General features: G+C 41.8%; 15 protein-coding genes. 9 read left to right on the top strand and 6 right to left on the bottom strand.

From position 1 onward, the window contains the following. The first annotated feature begins 70 nt into the window (after positions 1-70). From IPM48_09090 to IPM48_09065, 6 genes are all read left to right on the top strand, one after another. Positions 71-409, top strand: coding sequence for a winged helix-turn-helix transcriptional regulator (locus IPM48_09090; GenBank protein ID MBK9271744.1), 339 nt, complete (start codon positions 71-73; stop codon positions 407-409). Continuing rightward, positions 391-828 carry an SRPBCC domain-containing protein gene (locus tag IPM48_09085; protein MBK9271743.1) on the top strand — a complete coding sequence of 146 codons (438 nt, stop codon included), beginning with the start codon at positions 391-393 and terminating at the stop codon, positions 826-828. The genes IPM48_09090 and IPM48_09085 overlap by 19 nt, the downstream gene beginning before the upstream one ends. A gap of 4 nt (positions 829-832) precedes the next feature. Beyond that, entirely contained in the window at positions 833-1,336 is a 504-nt protein-coding gene (locus IPM48_09080; GenBank protein ID MBK9271742.1) for an SRPBCC domain-containing protein, read from the top strand. A gap of 1 nt (position 1,337) precedes the next feature. After that, positions 1,338-1,772 carry a PH domain-containing protein gene (locus tag IPM48_09075; GenBank protein ID MBK9271741.1) on the top strand — a complete coding sequence of 145 codons (435 nt, stop codon included), beginning with the start codon at positions 1,338-1,340 and terminating at the stop codon, positions 1,770-1,772. 36 nt (positions 1,773-1,808) lie between these two features. Beyond that, positions 1,809-3,071, top strand: coding sequence for a replication-associated recombination protein A (locus IPM48_09070; protein MBK9271740.1), 1,263 nt, complete (start codon positions 1,809-1,811; stop codon positions 3,069-3,071). Positions 3,072-3,379: 308 nt separating this feature from the next. Then, on the top strand, positions 3,380-6,619 hold the full coding sequence (locus IPM48_09065; protein MBK9271739.1) for a PKD domain-containing protein: 3,240 nt from the start codon (positions 3,380-3,382) through the stop codon (positions 6,617-6,619). A 357-nt stretch (positions 6,620-6,976) separates the two neighbouring features. Here IPM48_09065 and IPM48_09060 read toward each other — a convergent pair whose 3' ends face one another. The 4 genes from IPM48_09060 to IPM48_09045 form a co-directional block, all read right to left on the bottom strand. Next, positions 6,977-8,455: an O-antigen ligase family protein gene (locus IPM48_09060; protein ID MBK9271738.1), complete on the bottom strand. Its 1,479-nt coding sequence runs from the start codon at positions 8,453-8,455 to the stop codon at positions 6,977-6,979. Further along, on the bottom strand, positions 8,422-9,402 hold the full coding sequence (locus IPM48_09055; GenBank protein ID MBK9271737.1) for a hypothetical protein: 981 nt from the start codon (positions 9,400-9,402) through the stop codon (positions 8,422-8,424). The genes IPM48_09060 and IPM48_09055 overlap by 34 nt, the downstream gene beginning before the upstream one ends. Before the next feature lie 113 nt (positions 9,403-9,515). Further along, positions 9,516-10,628 carry a M48 family metallopeptidase gene (locus IPM48_09050; protein ID MBK9271736.1) on the bottom strand — a complete coding sequence of 371 codons (1,113 nt, stop codon included), beginning with the start codon at positions 10,626-10,628 and terminating at the stop codon, positions 9,516-9,518. Between the two features lie 26 nt (positions 10,629-10,654). Continuing rightward, a complete protein-coding gene (locus IPM48_09045) occupies positions 10,655-11,929 on the bottom strand; it encodes an asparagine synthetase B (protein ID MBK9271735.1) in 1,275 nt (424 codons plus the stop codon). A 152-nt stretch (positions 11,930-12,081) separates the two neighbouring features. Here IPM48_09045 and IPM48_09040 point away from each other — a divergent pair, with 152 nt between their 5' ends. Beyond that, complete coding sequence (locus IPM48_09040; protein MBK9271734.1) at positions 12,082-14,178, top strand: hypothetical protein; 2,097 nt, start codon at positions 12,082-12,084, stop codon at positions 14,176-14,178. Positions 14,179-14,227: 49 nt separating this feature from the next. Here the strand turns inward: IPM48_09040 and IPM48_09035 are convergent, their stop codons facing one another. Beyond that, the gene (locus tag IPM48_09035) at positions 14,228-14,671 is read right to left on the bottom strand and encodes a DUF417 family protein (GenBank protein MBK9271733.1); all 444 of its coding nucleotides are present in this window, start codon (positions 14,669-14,671) and stop codon (positions 14,228-14,230) included. Between the two features lie 1,590 nt (positions 14,672-16,261). Then, on the bottom strand, positions 16,262-19,192 hold the full coding sequence (locus IPM48_09030) for a S8 family serine peptidase (GenBank protein ID MBK9271732.1): 2,931 nt from the start codon (positions 19,190-19,192) through the stop codon (positions 16,262-16,264). 166 nt (positions 19,193-19,358) lie between these two features. Here IPM48_09030 and IPM48_09025 point away from each other — a divergent pair, with 166 nt between their 5' ends. Together IPM48_09025 and IPM48_09020 are read left to right on the top strand one after the other, a co-directional pair. Further along, positions 19,359-20,573, top strand: a complete 1,215-nt coding sequence (locus IPM48_09025) for an SPOR domain-containing protein (protein MBK9271731.1) — start codon at positions 19,359-19,361, stop codon at positions 20,571-20,573. Positions 20,574-20,758: 185 nt separating this feature from the next. After that, a complete protein-coding gene (locus IPM48_09020; GenBank protein MBK9271730.1) occupies positions 20,759-21,739 on the top strand; it encodes a pyruvate dehydrogenase complex E1 component subunit beta in 981 nt (326 codons plus the stop codon). Positions 21,740-21,860 lie beyond the last annotated feature (121 nt).

Raw genomic sequence — 21,860 nt, 5'->3', positions numbered from 1 at the left:
ATAATTTGTCCAAATATCTGCAACCAAATAATTGCGTGTATATTTGCAACTTAATAGTTGCACATCATTGATGAAATCAAGAAGAGATGTTTTCCAGGCCATTGCAGACCCCAACAGGAGAGCAATCATTGCTTTATTATCCCTACAAGCCCTGACCCCAAATGCCATCGCAGAACATTTTCAAACAAGCCGCCAAGCCATCTCAAAACATCTCCAGATTCTTACAGAATGTGAATTGGTGATGTCGATCCCAAAAGGCAGAGAAATCTATTATCATCTGGAATTCAAAAAAATGAAAGAATTGGATCATTGGTTACAACAATTCCGAGGCCTTTGGGAGAAAAAGTTTGATCAATTGGATGGATTATTAAATGATCTAAAAAAACAAGAATGGAAGGAAAAACAATAATGCTAGAACGCGTATTTGATGCAAAAAAAAGCAAAGTTTGGCAAGCACTCACCCAAAAGGAGCTGATGAAAAAATGGTATTTTAATCTGACAGAATTCAGACCCGAAGTCGGATTCAAATTTGAATTTTGGGGATCCACAGAAAATGGTGTAAAATACAAACACCTTTGTGAAATCGTGGATCTGGTGTTTGAATCGAGATTGAGTTATACCTGGCAATATGAAGGATACCGTGGAGTTTCCACCGTGACATTTGAGCTTACGGATGAGGCGGGTAAAACAAGATTAAAACTCACCCATGAAGGCATTGGTAATTTTCCAGCCGAAGTCCCTGATTTTGCAATTCACAATTTCCAAACAGGTTGGAATCACATAATCCATATTTCATTAAATAACTTTCTACACAACTCAATTCAATAAAACAATGACCAATTTACAATCGGATTTTACGGTGGACAGATCACAAAACAAGATCTATATCAAACGCGAATTTGCAGCTCCTTTGGAATGGGTCTGGAACGCATGGACCCATGCTGAAATACTGGATCAATGGTGGGCTCCAAAACCCTGGAAAGCAGTAACCACAAAGATGAATTTCAAACAAGGCGGTCATTGGCTCTACTATATGTTGGGGCCGGAAAGCGAAAAGCACTATGCGCGATTCGATTTTTTAGAGATCATTCCCAAAAAATCATTTTACGGACTGGATGGCTTTTGTGATGAACATGGTCAAATAAACCCGGCCCTTCCTCAAAATGAATGGCTCAATCAATTTACCAGCATCGGATCAAATACCCTTGTAAGCATGACCTTAAGTTTTAAAACACTTGCAGATCTGGACAAAATCCTTCAAATGGGATTTAAGGAAGGCTTTTCTGCCGCGCATCAAAATCTGGATGATCTCCTATCACAACAAGCTGAAGTGTAATATGTACAAGATTTTCTCAGCTGCTGTAAGTCCTTTTATCGCCTCCGTTTTAATACTGTCTTTTTTAATCAGTGGCCTTGTGCTCTGGATATCGGGATATTGGATTTTGTTCGCGCTTGATCTGATTCTTTTCGGACTGATTGGTCATGCATTTTTTACCGCGAAATATATCATAGCCGACCACCAATTGCAGATCCGATTTGGCTTATTTCATCACACAAACATTGACATTTATGGCATTCGTCAAATCTCAAAAACCAGAGATCCCCTGTCCTCCCCTGCTCCCTCTCTGGATCGACTGCGAATTGATTACGGTCAAAACAAGTATATCCTTTTGTCACCAAAAGACAAATCTGGATTTATTCGCAGCTTGACGGAAATCCAACCAAATATTCAACTGTCCGGTGCCTTATTGACATCCGAAAAAAATAATTGATTCCAGACAGTTAATTCTAACGATTTTCGCCTTTGCATGATACCATTGGCTGAAAGAATGCGCCCGCAACATTTGGATGAGATCCTGGGACAGGATCATTTGATTGGACCTGACAAGCCACTCCGAAAAATGTTGGAAAAAAACTACATCCCTTCCATGATTTTGTGGGGACCTCCGGGCGTTGGTAAAACCACACTGGCAAGGGTCATGGGGCAATTTCTGAACAGAGCTTTCTACACCATCAGTGCGATTTCTTCCGGTGTCAAAGAAATCCGGGAAATTATTCAATCTGCTCGTGAAACCTCTGGAATTGGACAATCCCCTATTTTATTTATCGATGAAATCCACAGGTTTAATAAATCACAGCAAGATGCTTTACTAGGGGCCGTAGAAGAAGGGACTTTGACTTTAATTGGAGCTACAACAGAAAACCCTTCTTTTGAAGTCAATTCTGCATTGCTCAGTAGAATGCAGGTGTATGTCCTGCAAGCGCTCACGGATCCGGATCTCAATAAACTAATCCAGAGAATCCTGGTGGAAGGAGATGAATACAAGACACGCGTGGTCGAGATCCAAAGCAACAGTGCTCTATTTCGCCTGGCAGGCGGCGATGCAAGGAAGCTGTGCAATGTGATGGAAATTCTGGCCAGCATTCCTGACCAAAAAATGACGATCACTGACCAGCTGGTCATGGATCTGGTATCCAAAAATGCGGCCATGTACGACAAAGGCGGTGAAATGCATTACGACATGATCTCAGCCTTTATTAAATCGGTCAGAGGCAGCGATCCACATGCTGCTTTGTATTGGATGGCGAGGATGATCGATGCCGGGGAAGATCCTTTGTTTATTGCAAGACGACTGATTATCCTTGCTTCAGAAGACATTGGACTCGCCAATCCCAATGCCTTTCTAATGGCACAGGCATGCGCCCAGGCTTTGCACCAAATCGGTTGGCCGGAGGGTAGAATCCCATTGGCCGAAACGGCCATTTATTTGGCCTGTTCCTCAAAATCCAATTCCGCCTACCTGGCGATCGAAAAAGCCATTTCTCTGGCCAAAGAATTTCCCCACTTGCCGGTGCCCCTTCACCTGAGAAATGCGCCCACCCGCATGATGAAAAACCTGGATTATGGAAAGGGTTATGAATATGCACACCACCACCCCTTTGGATTCATCACGCAGGAATACATGCCCAATGAAATAGCGGGAACTAAAATTTACGATCCGGGAAATAATCCATCAGAAGAAAAAACAAAGGAAATATTGCTCAAACTTTGGGGTCAAAAATACTTTTAAACTTCATATTAATATTTTATATCTATATAATATGTTGTTTTTAAGATTGTAAGATAATTTTATTGATTTATTGATTGGATGTTCCTCCAAAATTAAAATCTACTGTCTAGGAAATATATCCTCATCATTACTACATTTTCATTTTCGCTTATTTAATATTTCGAGAATAATGGTCTTTAAGAAATATAAATCGATACCGTTTTATTTTCATGCAATTTAGTCTGTTAAAAGCAGCCAATTGTCAAAAAACCGGGTCTTTCTTATAAATTCATTGTATTTTGGACCCGAATTTTGCAAAACATTAATTTATGAATAAACTGATCTCCTCATTCATTCTTATTTTTTTTACATTTGGCCTTCAGGCACAGGACATTGTGCTTAAAGCAACCAAAAGAGTAACCGATCCGGCACTTTACCAAAAATTTGCCAAAATTGAACAGTACGAAATCAATATCGAGGATTTCCGAAAGAGACTGGAAGATATCCAAAAGGTGGGTATTGAAATGGAATTGCAACTGGAAGGCAAAAGTTTTACATTTCAGTTGTTTGAGTACACCATGTACAATGAAAATACACGGGTCAGAATCCAAACTGAAAACGGCTTGGTCGAAAGACGGCCTAGTAAGGAACTGCGCACCTTCAGAGGGTCTGAGGCGGGATTCAGCGGTGGACCTGTTGCATTGACGGTTTCAAAAGATTTTCTTTCCATTACACATTATGACAAATCAGTGGGCTTTTTTCTGGAGCAATACCATGGCAATGATCCCACCAGCACTTCCAATACTTTCATTTACTACGCTGAACGAGACATTTTACCCTTTAAAGGAATCGAGTGCGGCTTTGACAAGTTAAGCCGTTTTAAAAGCGATCCCGGCGCCTTTGGAAAATCTTCTGATCACGATGACGGTTCACTGGGTATAGACGAAAGAAACAAAAAATGCTACATCATTGATGTTGCCCTGGCTTGTGAAATTCAGTTTACCAATTTTCACAGAGGCCCTTTTGGAGCTGAGGCGTTTATGCTCAATATCCTCAATAACATGGCCATTCTTTTCTTAGATCCTTCGCTCATCATTGCAGAATACCAGATTGCTCTGTCGGACATGTGGATTTCTGAAGATTCTCTTCGGGATTTTTGGAATGGCTCCAATGACATTTTTAATGACCTCGCTATTTTTACATTCAGACAATCCGGGATGTTTACCAATGGTTTCGACGTAGCCACACTCTGGACTACCAAATATACCTCTGGCGTGGTGGGTTTGGCCAATTTAGCCACCGCCTGTCGCCAAAATGGAACCAATGTGTGCAGTCAGTTTATCAGTGGGGTTGCCCCTCTGCGACAATTGCAGGCACATGAAATAGGTCACAACCTTTCCTGTACCCATGATCCTCCGGGAAATCCTACCATCATGGCGCCGGTGGTCAATGGATCAAGTATTTGGTCTTCCTTTTCTGCCTTCGAAATTATCTCTTTTACAAATACCCAGGGAACATGTTTTGATGACTGCACGGGTGGTAATATCCCGGTCCCAGAATTTGAAGCAGACATCACCTATGGTTGCGTACCAGTGGTGGTCCGGTACACCAACTTATCGATCAACGCCAATTCTTACAAATGGTCTTTTCCGGGTGGTAACCCTGCTACTTCCACTGCAGTCAATCCTGTGGTAACATACAGTGTTCCCGATCGGAAATTTGACGTGTCTCTGGAAGCCATCAATCCGCTTTGTTCAGTTGCCTTGACCAAAAAAGAATACATCGAAACAAACGATTTTCCGATTGTAAATTGGGAGGGTGGAAATACCCAACAAGAAGGAGACCGACTTGTCTGGTTTCAAAATTATTCACTTAGAGGAGAGACCTATGAATGGACTTTCGGGGATGGCAATACCAGTGAAGAATTTCAACCTGAACACGAATACGCAAAAGACAGCACCTATCGGGTATGTCTGAAAGTGACCAATGATTGTGGCACCCGTGAATTGTGTAAAAATGTACAAGTCTATACTTACCCTTCAATCGATTTTGAAGCAGACACCACCTGGGGATGTGCTCCAAAAACCATCAAGTTTTTTGATCTCTCTTCCAGCAATGTCATTGCCTGGAACTGGGAGTTTCCCGGTGGAACCCCCTCCGTCTCGCAAGCCAAAAATCCGGTGATCAAGTATTCCAATCCCGGAACCTACAAGGTAAAATTGACCGTCAATACCCGCAAGTTTTTCACCAACAAAACCCGCGAGATGTACATCGTCATTGACAGTCTTCCTGCTACAGGATTTGACTATCAGATCAACGGGTCCACGGTGACATTCACCAATAAAACCAGATATGGCAAAACGTATGAATGGGATTTTGGCGACAGCAAAACAAGTCTTGAAGAAAACCCAAGCCACAGCTACACTGCTGCAGGTAGATATGAAGTCAAATTTTGGGCCACCAATGATTGTGGTAGAACTTTAAACAAGCAATTTATCAATATTGGTGAAAAACCAGCCGCAGGATTCAGAACGGCCGATCCGGTGGGATGTGCGCCATACACGGTCCAATTTGAAAATACATCTACTGCAAGCGCCACCGATTTTGAATGGTCCTTCCCGGGTGGAAATCCATCCAGCAGTACGGAGCGCAATCCAATTGTAACCTTCCCTACCAAAGGCAAATACGATGTGAAGCTCGTCGCGAAAAATTTTCTGGAAAGCGATAGTATTACCGTATCAGAATACATTGAAGTCAAACAGGCACCTACTGCCTCCTTTCAAAATAGCATTGCCGGATTTAATGTTTTCTTTAACAATACCAGTCAGGAGTCCGGTAATTACTTTTGGGATTTTGGTGACAACAAATCCAGCACCGAACAAAACCCGACACACAATTATGGAGTGGAGGGTGAATTCAATGTAAAACTGATTGTTGAAAATGAGTGCGGCATTGACACTTTCGAAAAACTCATTGCGGTGTATCTAATTCCAAAGGTGAATTTTGCATCAGATACAATTAAAGGTTGTGCGCCTCTCAATGTGAGGTTTATCGATAAGTCCTCTATAGATGTGATCGAATGGAACTGGCAATTTGAAGAGGGATCTCCCATGGTAAGTTTTGACAAAAATCCAACGGTCAGATTCAACAAAGCTGGAAGATACACTGTCAAGCTTACCGTCAAAAACACGAATGGTACCAATGCAGAGACCAAATTGAGATACATTGAAGTCATATCTCCCATCTTCTGTCCGAAAAAACCGGATAAGAAGGGACCAAAATCCATTGGAGAAACTGAATTGGTCGAGTACGATATGTACAGCAGATCTGTTACACCGGTCATTGAAACCAAGGTATTTCCCAATCCAGCCAACCACATGATTTATTTGCAGACCATCAGCGGTGCCAAATTCCAAATGGTCAATATCACAGGTCAGATGGTATTAAGTGGCACTACCCAGCTGGCTGTCCAACCCATCGATGTGATCGGTCTGGAGCCGGGTACCTACATGCTAAGAGTAGAACATCCTACGACCACAAAAATTCTAAAAGTGTTAATCACAAAGTAAATTGATTTTTATAAATTAAAAAAGGCCACCTCGAGTGGCCTTTTTTATTGAAGGAAAAATGAAAAATAAAAGTTGAATCAATGCTATTCCTCCTTTCATGAAATTCAGTTCAGCCACCAGATGGTCGAATGAATTTATCAAATAACTCTCCACCATTTTTACAGCTTTCAAGGTCCGGGCGCAAATGAAAGCAAAGAAGATCTTTGGAATTTTTCGAACATCATCGCTTTCTTTTGCAATGGAAATAATCTACTTTACAATCGTCAAAATGAAAGATCATTTCCAATCAATGAATGGCTTACAAATTGCATGAAAGATTCAATTTGCGAATGGATCCATTTCAGGAAGGAAAGTCCCTTATCCTTCTTTCAATTTGGTTTCCTCTGATCTGTTTTTAATGTCAAAATAAACAATCAGAGAAGTCAAAAACCAAAACAAAACAGCCGCTTTGTCTGTATCCAAAAAATTATTTAAAAAACCGTGGGTATAATAGGTGGCTAATCCACACGCTGCTGCGGATATCCAAATTCGGTCAGATCTGTGTTTTGATTGTCGGAAGGCTTTTAAAGCATAATAAAAAGTCATAATCAAAATCAAAAATAACAAAACCAAAGCGGGAAATCCTCCTTCTGCCATTGCTCCGAGATATTCGCTGTGCGCATTTCCAACATCGCCAAAGTTGGTACTGATTTCTGTTCTGTTGTTGCTTATTTGGTATGGAGCATATTCAAACATGTATGTTCCGGGACCAAAACCGAAAAGAGGTTTTTCCTGCCACATTGCAAAAGCGCTGGCCCAACGGTTGATCCGCTCAAGATTGGACTGGTCTGTGCTGATATTAGTAACAGATTCCAGATTTTCAGCCAAATTTTCTGAACTTGAAACACCACTTTGTTCGAGATTTTGCAAAATGGTCTCCAGGTTAAATGTTAAAAACCCAAGTGCCAGTAGGATCACCACCAGTAGATATTTAAACTGAATCTTCATCAGAAAAATAAAATACATCAGGATGGCAGCAAAGATACTCACCCATGCTGCCCTGGCAAATGTAATCACCAGACAAAACGACATAATCACAAAGGCCAACAAGTAAAAGAAACGCTTGATCACATCTCCTCCCGATTGTCTAAAACCAGCCAATACCATCGGAATGCACATGGCCAGTACAGCTCCCAACACCGTATGGTCTTTGAAAAAAGGTCGCATGGTCCATTGAGAAGGTTTGTCTTCAAAATTGTGACCTGCAAGGTTGACAGAATTATACAATGCAACAGCAGTTAAACTGAGGGCAAACAAAAAAATGAATTGCTGAATCCTGTTTTCGGATTTGATAAAATAAAAACTCAGAAAATAAGCGGGAAGAATAAACCACAACTTGGCGATGAAAAATTTGATGGATACCACAAAATCAGTACTCGTGAAGCAGGTGACCAACATCCATGCGAAATAGATGTATAACAGAGAACTGAGCGGATGCCGAAAAATGCGGGTGTCAATTTCCTTCTTTGACAAAATGTAATAAAAAAACAACACCAAAAGAGCGGCAAGAATGGGTTCGGCAGGTAGGCTTAGACTGAGGCCGCTTAAGTCTGAATCTTTTGGATTGATTGAGACTGGTACTGCCAAAGCCAGAAAAAACCAAAGAAAATCCGGCTGAAAAAAAACAACTATACCTGCGAGAAGCACCAAAGGAAGTAGCAAAAATAAATAGTTTTCGATGTACCACGCATAGATGCACAAACCTGCAAAAACCAGGCTAGAGATCAGAACCCAAATGGTCCTGATTTTTAGTACGGAAGGGTTTAAGCTTCGAGCTGCTTCCTGATCTCGGGCCATTTGGATTGGATCAACAACAAACTTACTGCAAACACCATCGATGACAAAACACTCACAGCAACTACAAGCCAGCGCACGGGGTAATATTTCCTTTCAGCTGGAATGGCAGTGTCCACCACAAATTTCTGAGTAAGCTGATTTTCTGCATCAGATTTTGTTTGAATGATAAATTTTTTCAAATAAAGATTGTTCTCTACTTCGCGGTCGTAGATTTTTTCAAAGATATCAAAATCCTCCCCATACTTCGTATTGATATCTACCATCTTCTTCAGGCCTGCGCGTTCTGAAGGTCCGGCTTCGGCATACGCCTGAATCAGATAGGCTCTTTCAAATTGACTCATCACGCCCAGTGATGTAATCGAATCCATTTTTACTTTTAAGGAATCAATGATTCTTGCTTGCCGATCATAAGTGTACTCCATGGTTCTAATCATCTCCTGTGCCCTGCTGCGGTTGATTTCGTACCTTACCGTATCGTAATAACTGGTTACCAGATTGGCGAGTTTTGCGGCCATCTCAGGATCTTTGTCAGAAACGACTATCTCAATCGAATTAAATTTATTTCTCTTTCCTGAAAAATTGCTGCGAAAAGTTTTTAATACATCGGTATAAGCAAATGGTTTGTTGCGATCAATTTCATAATGGCTGTAAAGATCCATCTGCTCGATGATTCTATTGTGTAAGCTGGTGCTGTGCAAAATTTCAAGGGCTTGTTCTGCATCCTGTGTTTCTCCAAATTCCGATGGATTTCCCCTGCGAAGAATGGTTTCATTGATCGGTACATTGGATTGCTTGGCCGGGTAAAAGGTGGTGGTCGATTTATAGTATTCTGGCAAGAGAAAAGACATGGCTCCACTGACCAATGCGGTTCCAAAAGCAATGTACAGGAGCAGTCTTTTATGTGCCCAAAGTATTTTAATCAAATCTGAAAAACTAAGTACTTCCATTCAAAAAGATTCAGCGGACAAAGGTGTTTTCCCTGGCCCTGTTTAAAAGAAAGGCAAAAATACCAAAAAACAAGCAACTGAGGGACAAGCAGAAATTTTCATCAAATTGCAGCTTATTCTTTCATGCTGCAAAAAATAGAGTCAAGAACTGGGTGGGTGGATTCAGCTATTCTAAAGCTTTTGCTATCAATCAATTGTGTAGTTTGACTGATTCTATCCTGGGTGAGCGGATGTGATCTCAGAAAACCGGGTATATCGACAGTCTGATCAGCCTCTTCCTTCTGTAAAATTTCAAACAATCCAAGAATTCCATTGGGATCCACTCCATGCTCGATGCAAAACTCGACTGCTTCTCGATCGGCTTCTGCCTCCAAATCCCTGGAATAAGACATTTGATCGATGGTTCTGAATTGTTCTGCCAGAATTCCAGAAAACAAGTCAAAGCCTCCGAACAGGAATTGGAACAAAGCCATTCCTCCAAAAGATTTCGCCATGGAGTTCAAACTATGCCTTTTTTCCACATGAGCAATTTCATGGCCCAACAAACCCACCAATTGCCTATAATCGTTGATTCTATTGAGCATACCGCGATGGATCACCAAAATACCACCCGGCATTGCAAAGGCATTTACAATAGAATCATTGAGCACGAAAATTCGTATATCATAAGGACTTTTGTGTGCAAGGCTAAGGTAGAATGAATTCATCAGGATGGTCGCAGAACTATCCACCTTGGGATCATCTGCGTATCCTGATTCCATTTGATCTGCCCATTTTTTCTCCCATTCCAAAGGAATCCAACTGCTGGCGATTCCCACCCACCAAGGCAATAATAGAAAATATAAGATTAACATGAAAGCAGCAATGCCGGAAAACAATATTCCAATTCGGATCAAAGCATAAGCTTCCAGAGAAACACCCCCAGTTGACAACCACTTTTTTTTCTTGAAACTCTGGTCCAGGATTTGAATGCTTGCTGGATCTGTAATTTCAAGATACTCAAATGGATCTTTCAATCCATACTTTAAAATCAATCTATTTTCATTGTAACTGTGCTTAAGAATGAGGTGGTGATCCCACTCTTTTAATAATTGATGTTGGAGCTCATCATAGATCAGAATAAAACCATTTCTGATTTGATATCGCACTTTCCTGGCAATCGGTTTGACCCCTTGATAATACGTCGCGTCATAGAAGGATAATTGGCCTTCTCCTTCTGTTGCCATCCTGCTCTCCACCAATCGTAAAATGTTTAGGTTTTTCTTTCCTTTTTCTTAGCGGCCGGAAACAAAATATTGTTGAGAATCAATCGGTAGCCTGGCGAATTGGGATGCAAATTAAGATCAGTCGGTGGATCGCCAACATGGTGCTGGTAGTCTTCGGGATCATGACCTGCATAGAAAGTCCAGGTGCCGTAGCCATGGGTACCGTGGATGTATCTCACCTCGTCAGCAGCTTTGTTTTCACCCATCACCAGTACGTCGGATTTTACATACTTTTTAACAAACGCGGTTGTTTGGCCCATAAAACCTTTTACGGTACGGGTATGATTTTGAGTGAGCATGGTAGGAATCGGATCCCACTTTGCAGAAAAATCAAATAAACTGAAATAGTCATTCTCCGGGACAACTTTGCGTCCATACGTGTTGTCAATGCTCGAAAATTCATACACCATAGGATCCTTGATCAGCGTAAAATCTTTAAATGCAATGGTCTTGTTGAAGTCCAGTTTTCTATCCGGATCCGGATCCATGCCATCCCCGTCAAAATAATGGGCACAGATGTCTATCCCTTCAGCAGAAAGGGCAATGTCATAGGAGTCTGTGGCAGAACACATGGCAAATAAAAATCCTCCACCTGCAATATAGTTTTTTAGTTCTTTGGCCACAGCCAGTTTGAGTTCGGAAACTTTTCCAAAACCAAGCTCATTTGCCATGACTTCCTGTCTTTTCTGATTTTCACGATACCAGGCCTGCCCGTTGTAGTTGGCATAAAATTTTCCATATTGACCTGTGAAATCTTCATGGTGTAAATGAAGCCAATCGTATTTGGGCAATAAGCCTGCTACAATCTCTCTGTCATAGATTTTGTCAAAAGGAATTTCAGCATAGGTGAGGGCCAGGGTAACTGCATCATCCCAAGGCTGGATCCTCTCTCCTTTTTCATTGAATTCAGGGGTATAAACAGCGACTTTGGGTGCTTTTTCAAGCTTCATCACTTCCTGGTTAATTTCGGGATTAGCGATTTCCTCCCGGATTCTGCCGAATTCGGCCACTGAAATGATCTCATAACTGATTCCTCTGGTAATGCATTCCCTTTCAAAGGATTTGGTATTGACAATGACAAAACTACCTCCCCGGTAGTTGAGAAGCCAATAACCTTCCAATCCCTGATCCAAAACCCAATACATCATACCATAGGCTTTTAGATGATTGGTCTGCTTAAGATCCATTGGCAACAAAAGGTAAGACGCCCTGGAGGTCAAACAAAGCAAGCTGAACAATATAACAAAAGCCGTACTTTTCATGTTAGTATCGTTTTAAAATCTATGTTGCAATTCATGTTTTCAAATTCAATCATCTCAATACGACCACCCGCCGGACTCCAGCTTTTCGGTCTTGTGGAAAGAAAATATGATCTGATGTTTACCATGATTTGTGTCAAAGCCTAAAACGTAAAATGAACCAATTTAGTTTTCAATATCCAAGCTACTATATTGCATTTGCTTTTATCTTGGCCATTGCAGCCGCTGGAATCCTTTATTATCGAAGCAGACAATTGTCTGACAAATCCTTAGGCCATAAGTTGTTACTTTCGTCGTTGCGAGGACTTTCCATTTTCCTTTTGCTCCTTTTGTTGCTCAATCCAATCATCCGCTATTATAAAAAGGAAATCAAGAAGCCCGAACTCATCCTGGCACTTGATGAATCAGCATCCATGAAATCAAAAGACAGCAGTTGGATTTCAGGATACCAAATTGCAGAAGAGGATATGATCCGCCAGCTAGCAGAAAAATACGACATCAAAACTTATAGTTTTGGACAAAGGGTCTTTTCTGATGCTCGTTTTGATTTTAGAGAACCAGCATCAGACATAGAAGGTTTGCTTGATAAAATTTCCGAAGAAGCAGACTTTCAGCAACTGAAAGGAATGATTCTGGTTTCAGATGGTATCTATTACCAGGGACGCAATCCATTGTATCATCCGCTCACAAAATCAATTCCGGTCCATACCATTTTTGTTGGCGATTCTACCCAGGACAAAGACCTTCGAATACAGAGGGTTTTTCACAACGACATAATTTTTTCCGGCGATCGGTTTGCAGTGGAAACAGATCTTCAGGCCTGGCTTTGCAATGGAGAGAAAACCAATTTCAGAATTTCCAAATTCGAAAATGGTAACTGGAACTCACAACATGAAGAGTCTGTGGAGATAGATAAGCCCGGATTTTTTGTGAGCAAAACTGTTGTTTTACCAACAGACAAACCTGGTCTGTTCCGTTATAGAATCCATTGCAGCACCCTCAATGGAGAAAAAAATATACAAAACAATGTGCGCGATTTTTACATAGAAGTCTTGGATGCCAGGAAAAAAGTATTGATTTTGGCAAATGCCCCTCACCCGGATATATCTGCTCTCAGGTCTGCCCTGGACGAATTGAAAAACTATGCGTTGGAAATAAAGTACATTTACGAACAACCTGTGATCTCTGAACAAACCCAATTGGTGATATTTCACAATCTCCCCAATACAAATGCCGACATTTCCCCAATTTTGGGCAAGATGGATGCATGGAAAATTCCACGGGTGTATATCATGGGCAACCAAACCGACTTAAACATGCTAAGCAAGCATCAGGATATTCTGCAAATCAGCGGACACAATGCCAGTTCAAATGAATCACAGGCCATTGTAAATGATCTGTTCAATTTGTTTAATCTATCAGAAGAGTCAAAACAGATGATTCAAAGATTTCCTCCACTGATCTCCCCTTTTGGACAATATCAGCTGAATCAATCTGCCGCAGTCTTGTTGTATCAAAAGATCGGCAAAGTTGAAACTCAATTTCCACTTTGGAGTTTTTCTGACCGCAATGGTATTAAGACACTTCTCATTTGTGCTGAGGGTTTGTGGAAATGGAAACTCAATAACTTTATTTTTGAAAACAACTTCAATGCATTTTATGAATTGATCAGCAAATCCATGCAATACACCGCGACCAAAGAAGACCGGCGCAAATTTAGAGCCATGCTTTCTAAAAAAGTCTTTTCGGAATCGGATCCACTCATTTTTAATGCTGAACTTTACAATGATGCTTATGAATTGATCAATCAACCTGATGTCCAACTCAAAATCAAATCATCGGATCAAAAAGAATACGATTTTACATTTAGCAAAAAAGACAAATACTATGAACTCCACGCAGGGTCTTTACCGGAAGGAGATTATAGCTTTTTTGCTTCCACAGAATGGAATGGCCAGCGCCTGAACTCAGAAGGGAGATTTAGCATCCAAGCAGGCAATCCCGAACTCGACAATCTGGTTGCCAGACCTGATCTTCTTCGCAACCTGGCCATCTTGTCCGGAGGAAAATCTTCGGTACCTTCAACAATGGATCAGCTCCAACAATATCTGCAATCAGACGAGATGGCCAAACCTGTTATTTATTCCAGCCTGGAAGTAAAACCGTTTATTGATTGGAAATGGCTTTTTGTTCTAATTTTTGTATGTCTGGCTGCAGAATGGTTCTTGCGAAGGTACTGGGGAAGTTATTGACCCCTAAAATGGTGGAAAATCTGATCCGTTTTTAGAAATAAGATTAGGTCTATCTCTTCTGAGATTCTAATAGAAAAATAGTAAGCGCACTTGCCATCAGAACTACATTTTTAATGATGTATTGCCCCGTCAAAGTCAATACAAAACCACTTTGCCAGGTATCGCCTGTGAGAAAAACCAATGGCATAAATGTAGTTATCATTTGAGCAGTAAAAAGGACCAAGACCAAACCCGTCCACTTTGGAATCAACCACAAAATCCCAATGATACACTCTACAAGTCCCAGAAAAACCACAAACGCATCCAGACCCACCCATTGTGAAATGGTCGTTGCATAAAGACTTTTGACAAGCCCTTCAGCGGGCGATACTGAAGCCACTTTGAGCAGCCCAAACCAAAAAAAAATCAAGCTGAGTGAAATCCTGTTTACAATAAGGATTACATTGATGGCATCCAATTGAATTTTACTTGTACCAAGGCTAATGGCTTTCATGAGATTTGAGTGATACTGGTTTACACAAAATTAATCTGGATAGACCTCAGAACACTGCATAGTCAGTCAACTGGTGGTTTAAATGGATGAAATTACCAAAATTTTATTTAAATGAAGAATATGGGACCTTGGAAGAGGGTAACTGGACAATCGCATTGACCTAATTCAATCCAATGCCTAAAAGTGGAAGCAATTAAATTTTGCGCAATAAATTTACATTTTGGTCATTCATGTGTCGTCCGATCCCCTCATGCCAATAGAGCCAAACAGGGTAATTTATGGTCAAGCCAAGCTCTAAAAACACAAAGATGATGCTGTTCTTTCATAAAAATTTTTTAGGAAAAAATGATGAATAGGAATTCAAACATCGATTTCAAATCCGATCCGAATAAAAATCGGATCACATCTGTCCAAAATAATTTTAAATTGAAAATATGGATATTTATTTACATGTGTTTATAAATTTTGTAACGATATTTTAAAATTGAACCCCATAACAACTATTGTAATTTAAAAAATATATTTTGTTTTTCAAACTTCATGAATGTTACTTTCTTTTGACCGTCAAAAGACGACTGAACGATCTGCGAAGCAGTTTTGAGCGACAGCTCAAAAAGTGAAGGAGCCCGCAAGGGATAAAACAAAGATAGTTCTCTGTTTCAATTATCCGCTTTCGCGGTTCACTTCGCCATCGCACTGTCGTACGATGGTATCCTGCGTGGCAGGATACTTCGCTATGATCACCTCGCTCACCCAACTGCAGCTCTTTCGCTATGCTAAAAAAACTCGCCTCTACCTTCTCCTACTTGGCTCCACAATCCTCGCTTCGCCAACTCCGTCATAGTGGATAGCTCCTCGGTTGGGCTCAGACAGTTTTTAGCATGACCGCGAAATTCACTGGTTGGGTACCCGAGCTGCGGAGTCCTAGGCCGCATTGAAATGCTTGAAAACCATCATTCTTCCTGATATTTCAATCTAAATATTGATTAATATTAAGAGCCTTTTCGTCAGCGGCCCAAGAAGGACAGATTTTGGAAATAGCGCCTTATATTGTCGCTCCTTTAACAGAAACTAATATGATGCACCCATCAAACAAACTAGCATAGTGAAATTAAATTATGGAGCGGCAATATACAGCGCCCAAAATCTGTCCCAACAGAGAACCTTGCAATATGAACCAAATAAAGATCAATAGAGCCAAGTAAGATGCCGCCTTAGAAAAGGCTGCGTTTTTTGGTACACCGCTTTCGCGGCTCCTTCACTTAGAGCGCTGTCGCACTCTACCAAGCTTATAGCTTGGATCGTTCAGTCGTGCGCGACAAAAAGTGGGAATGTTGATTTGTAAAAAATATTTTGGACAAGTGTGAAATCGGATAAATTTATAAAACGACATCCGTCATTCGACATCAACATTTGCACATTTCTTTCTTACATATCCAAACAGCACAATAAAACCATCCCCAGCTCTAAGCTGGAAAATAATACATTGACCATCTTACTTTATCAAAGTGAAAAAAAATAGACCTCTGAAAATAGCTCAACACTGCAGGATTCTTCAACACAAAAAAGCCCATCAACGAAACCAAGGGTCTATTTCATTCTGATCATTCGGTAAGACTGTGGATTTCCATCTTTGGGCAACAGCCTAATCCACAACATACCTGACAATCCCGGTTCAGGAAAAATGCGACAATGGTAAGGTCCAATTCGAACCGTACGGAAATTGAGAGATTGTCCGGATAAATCAAATATTTGCAAATCCGGCATCTGCGTTTTACCTTCGAAAGAAATGGTGAAATATTCATCAAACGGATTGGGAAACAAGTTGATGTTTTCCGATTTCCCCGGTTTGACTGAAGTTGGCTGACAAGGAAATCCTTCCGTGGTAAAATTTAAATCAATAGGGTCATTGTAACGACTTCCACAAATGCGTCCAATGCGAATCTGATATCTGGTGCAGGAATCAAGATCCATTAGAACCAAATCCGAAGCACGGGTTGTGCCACTGATCCACTCCGCTGCATTCTGTTTTCTGTATTGATAATAAACCAAATCATCCACCGAAGATTTTATCATTCCAAACCAAGCCGTTGTATTTGTTTTACCAGCGAGGTAAACATCTTCAATGTCTGCACAAAGACCATCATCGAGATACACACAATAATCTTCGTATTCCCCAAACTCCAATCCTTGCCCGCACACCTGCGGCGGTTCATTGTTGTTGACTGCGTATTTCACCATCACCCTCATTCTGCTCATCCCAACAATCGCTGTCTGCGGCATGGTAAAAGTAAAAGATTGTAAACCTGTCCCAATGGTCCCATCAGGTATGAGGGTCTCCTGTGTTTCAAAAATGCCATTTGCATTCCAATCCAGCCAGCACGCAAAATGCGTTGGATTGGTATCTAGTGCAAAACCTGGTTGAATGCTGATTTCCTGAGAAATGTTCTTTTGGATTTTCCAGTCCGCAGTTTTTCCAAAATGAATACCGTAGCCCAAATCGTTGCCAGATGCAAACCATTGTTGATTGATTGCAACCGCTTCAATCCATTCAAAAGATGATTGCGGTCTTCCCCTTTGACAATAAGAAGCGTCGGTGCACCATTCACAACCCTGGGTGGTAAATTCAAGGGTATCAGAAAAATCTGATAATTCGTCATCGCAAAAATAATACAAAAGAACCTGATAGCTGCGGCAAGGAAGCAGCCCCGATATGCGAATTTGTGACTCCTGGAATGCAGGTAAGAAACTAGTGTCCCAGGATTGCGCATTCGAACTTTTTATGAGGTAGGCAAGTTTTGTGGGACGATCCGGTTTGCTGATATTCAAAATCAGGTGATCCGTTGCCATGGAAGCCAGAGAGATTCGGTCAGGCGCCAAACAACATCCACCGGTCTTTAAGATTTGGATTTTTGAAAATTCATTCCCCAACAAACTGCATCCACCCTTGACACGGAATTCATAATCGGTACAGTCCTCCTTGGCCTCGAAAGTCAACTCTTCTAAATCAGAATTCAGAACCCCATCCAACCATTGATTTTCACCGGATTTTCTAAATTCAATAAAAACCGGATACTGCATTGGACTCAAGGCTCCTTTAAAATGGATCTCCCCGTTTTCATAAATGGAAGACACCGGAATCAATGCACCGGTGATTCGTTCAAAGTCGAGTACTCCGCCGCTCACAGTAATCCCCTGCAAACTAGGAATTGGCCGAACATTGTTTAATATGAGTTGCTTCATCATTAAGGCAGCTCCGGCAGGGTCAGTTTTTGCCAATTCTGCCACTGCGTTACATGGCATGCTGTACAGGAGCGCAATGGCTCCTGAAATTTGGGGAGCTGCCGCGCTGGTTCCTTTAAAAAAATCAAGTCCGTTGGACGGGGCGATCGTAAAAACATTTTCACCAAATGCACCAATGTCAATTGATTTTGGTCCATATCCACTGGTAATGTCTTTTTGGTCATTGGATTCCATATTGGTCACGGTGATCAGCCAGTCACTTTCACAAGTTGTGGGTAAATCTCCTGCCATATCCACATTGAGATCCAGATTGGTCGTTGACGCTGCATTTAAAATACCAACTGCGCCCAAGGAATCATAGACGGCGCACCAAAGTGGAGCTTCTTCAGGTTTGCGGTAATCCGCACCCCAGGAACTGTTGGTAGCCACTACAAAAGCACCCTGTTTGCCTCCGCTCAAATTGTACATCTTGCGCGCTTGCCAGGGGTAGGCATAGGCTTGCAAGGCCATGGCCTCATCTCCGCCCCCACTGACAAACATCAGTTTTACATTCCAGCTCATGCCACAAACTCCAAGATTGTTATTGCCCCTGGCAGCTGCCAGGCCACAAACAGGTGTACCGTGCCTTCCGAGGGCAAATTGATCGTTCTTCTGAAAGGTATTCCAACCGTTGTAATCATCGATGTATCCGTTGGAATCGTCGTCCACTCCGTTGTTGGGAATCTCGGCATGGTTTTTCCAATGATTGGGTCTGATGTCGTAATGCTGGATATCCAGACCATCGTCGATGATGCACAAGACGATGGTATCGCCATTTTCGGTGAGCCCCCCCGTGGAAAGATCCCAGGCCAATTCTGTCTTGAAATCAGCACCCGGAACTCCATAGGTCCCGTCGTTGAAATGCCACCATTGACGGTCGTAATAGCTATCGTTGGGCTTACGGCGGTATTCGATCAGATGGTTGCGCTGAACCATCAAAACTCCCGGCCAATTTCTTATTTCTGAAAAGAGTCGATATTCGTTGATGGTGGTGTGGTCAAACTTCAGTCTGACAATGTTCCAATCTTTGTGGATCACATCATCAATATGGATGGCAGAAGATCTGGAACGCCCATTTAAAGTATGTTTTTCAAAGTCCTGAACACTGATGGCAGGATCCAATTTAAGCAGAAATTCCCCCAGCCTGTAGTCCAACTTCTGCCCTGAAGCCCATGATCCTGGATAAAACAGTGGGATAGAAAACAGGAAGAGGAAGGTCAAAGGATTTTTGAACATCATGGCTTGAAAATCGGACAAAACATACCATCAACTAACGTACCAGAAAATAAATTTCCCGGTCAATATGAAAAAAAAATGAAATTTTATTACAAATTTGAAAAATTCGTCATACATTAGCGTCTAATTTTCAATACTAAATATTAAAACTACGACCAAAACTCAAATTATGAAATCAATCATTTACCCGCTGATCTGCGCGATCAGCGTAATGGTTTCGGCTTTTGCGGAGGCCCAGGGCACGGTGCTGGATGAGGCCAAAAAACACATTGAAGCCAGGCAGTACCTCCTTGCCATTTCCCTAATCAATGCCGAACTAGAAAATAATCCAAACAATATCAACAACTTACAATTACTTGCCAGAACTTGGGAATTGGAAGGTGATGTCCCGGAGGCCAGATCTGCCTACGAAAGATTGGTCCAGCAGTCTGCTGCTGAACCAGATCACTATTTTGAATTTGCAGATTTTCTGCGCAGAAACTTACAGCTGGAAGAAGCCAAAATTTGGTTTTTAAAATATGCAGAATTCAACCCTACGGTAGGGAAGTATTTTGCCAAGACCTGTGATGATGCTGCTGTGGAGCTCGCCAAAAGCAGGGGAAAAGCAGGAGAAGATCAGGCTCAATTAAGCGCAGAATCTGAAATAAGCGCTGAAATGGAAAAAACGGGTGTCGTAACTTATCAGCCCGTCATCCTTCAGCAGGAAAAGGCCGGACAATTGACCCAGAAGTCAGCAGAACTGGCTCCAGTAAGTGCGCAATCCCTGGCTATCGAGGAGAATTCAACCTTAATGGATGCCACCAAGGAACCCCCGGTCGCCACCCATCAAAGTGACCAGCAGGCTACCAAAACCTACTATATCCAAATCGCTGCTTTGTCTCAATACAATCCACAGGTGGCAGAGCGAATGAAAAAGTATTCCAGATATGGAGATGTCTATCGGTTTGAAACTTCAGAAGGCACCCACAAAATCCGGATAGGGAGCTTTAAGAAATTGAATGATGCCCTGGAAGTACTTAATAAAATGAAGAAGGCAGGCATTAAAGAAGCCTTTGTGGTTACGGATATTCCCGACGAAAAAAGAACCCATCTCATCGTCAAGAATACCGGGGAAATGCAAGGACAGATGGACGCCAATGTGCAGGAAGAAGGAAAATACAAGATCAGGGTAGGAGAATTCAAGGCACCGGAATGGGTCGATCCAAGCCCATTAAAAGACATAGGCACAATCGAGCATTGGACCCGCTCAGGATGGACCATCCTCATTCTTGGTTCATTCAAGACAGTATATGATGCCAATCTGGCCCTGGATAAGGTCAAGAGCCGCGGATACAAGGAGGCCTATCTGGTGGTAGAAGAAGATGGCAAGCTTTACAAGTACTAATTAAGAAATTTTCCCTGTTCATATCCGGACCTCTTCGCCAGTTTTGGCGAGGAGGTTTTTTATTTTTATTGTAATCTCTATTTACCCACTTTATTATCTCTATTGAAATCAACGGATCTGAATGAGAAATTAATTCAATCCTTAAGCAGTATTCGCTTTATTTTTGATCCTCCAAAACAAGAGCCATGGCAAGATTAATTACATTGAGGGATGCACTGAGGGAAGGTATGTCGGAAGAAATGAGAAAAGATCCGAATGTCTTCCTGATGGGAGAAGAGGTGGCAGAATACAATGGTGCTTACAAAGTGAGCAAGGGCATGCTCGAAGAGTTTGGCCCGAAGAGGGTGATTGACACTCCTATCGCAGAGCTTGGATTTGCCGGTATCGGGGTAGGTGCTGCCATGAACGGTTTGAGACCCATTGTTGAGTTTATGACCTGGAATTTTGCGGTCCTGGCCTTTGATCAAATCGTCAACAATGCCGCTAAAACGCTTTCTCAGTCTGCCGGTGAATTCCGCTGTCCCATCGTTTTTAGAGGCCCTTCCGGAGCCGCTGGACAACTGGCACAGCAACACAGCCAGTCCTTCGAATCCTGGATGGCCAATACGCCGGGGCTGAAGGTCATTTCCATCATAGATCCCTACGATGCCAAAGGTCTTATCAAATCAGCCATTGTCGACGATGATCCGGTCTGCTTTATGGAATCAGAATTGATGTATGGTCTCCAGGGTGAAGTACCGGAAGAAGAATATTACGTACCCATTGGTGTCGCCGCCATCCGTCGCATGGGCAAAGACGTCACCATTGTATCCTACAATAAAATGATGGAGGTGGTCAAACAAGCTGCTGTTGAATTGGAAAAAGAGGGCATCGACGCAGAGGTAATCGATCTCAGAACGATTCGTCCATTGGATATCCAAACCATCGTGAAGTCCATTCAAAAAACCAACCGACTGGTGGTCGTGGACGAATCCTGGCCCTTTGGATCCATCTCCTCAGAAATTGCATACCAGGTGCAGAAATATGCTTTTGACTATTTGGATGCTCCGGTTACAAGAGTCAATGCGGCAGATGTTTCCTTAGGGTATGCACCTACGATGGTGCAGGAATACATGCCCAATCCAGAGAAAGTAATCAAAGCCGTGAAAGCGGTGATGTATCGGTAAGATAGAAGAAGATTGCTCAAGGATTTCGCAGATACTATTTGCATTCATCTGTGCCCATCTGTGTAATTTGTATGAAAAAAAACGCTCGATTATTACACAGATAATTTACTTCAATTGTTTT

It is taken from the genome of Saprospiraceae bacterium (genome assembly GCA_016715965.1).
Lineage (GTDB): Bacteria > Bacteroidota > Bacteroidia > Chitinophagales > Saprospiraceae > Vicinibacter.
This window is presented reverse-complemented; position numbering and strand designations above follow the sequence as displayed.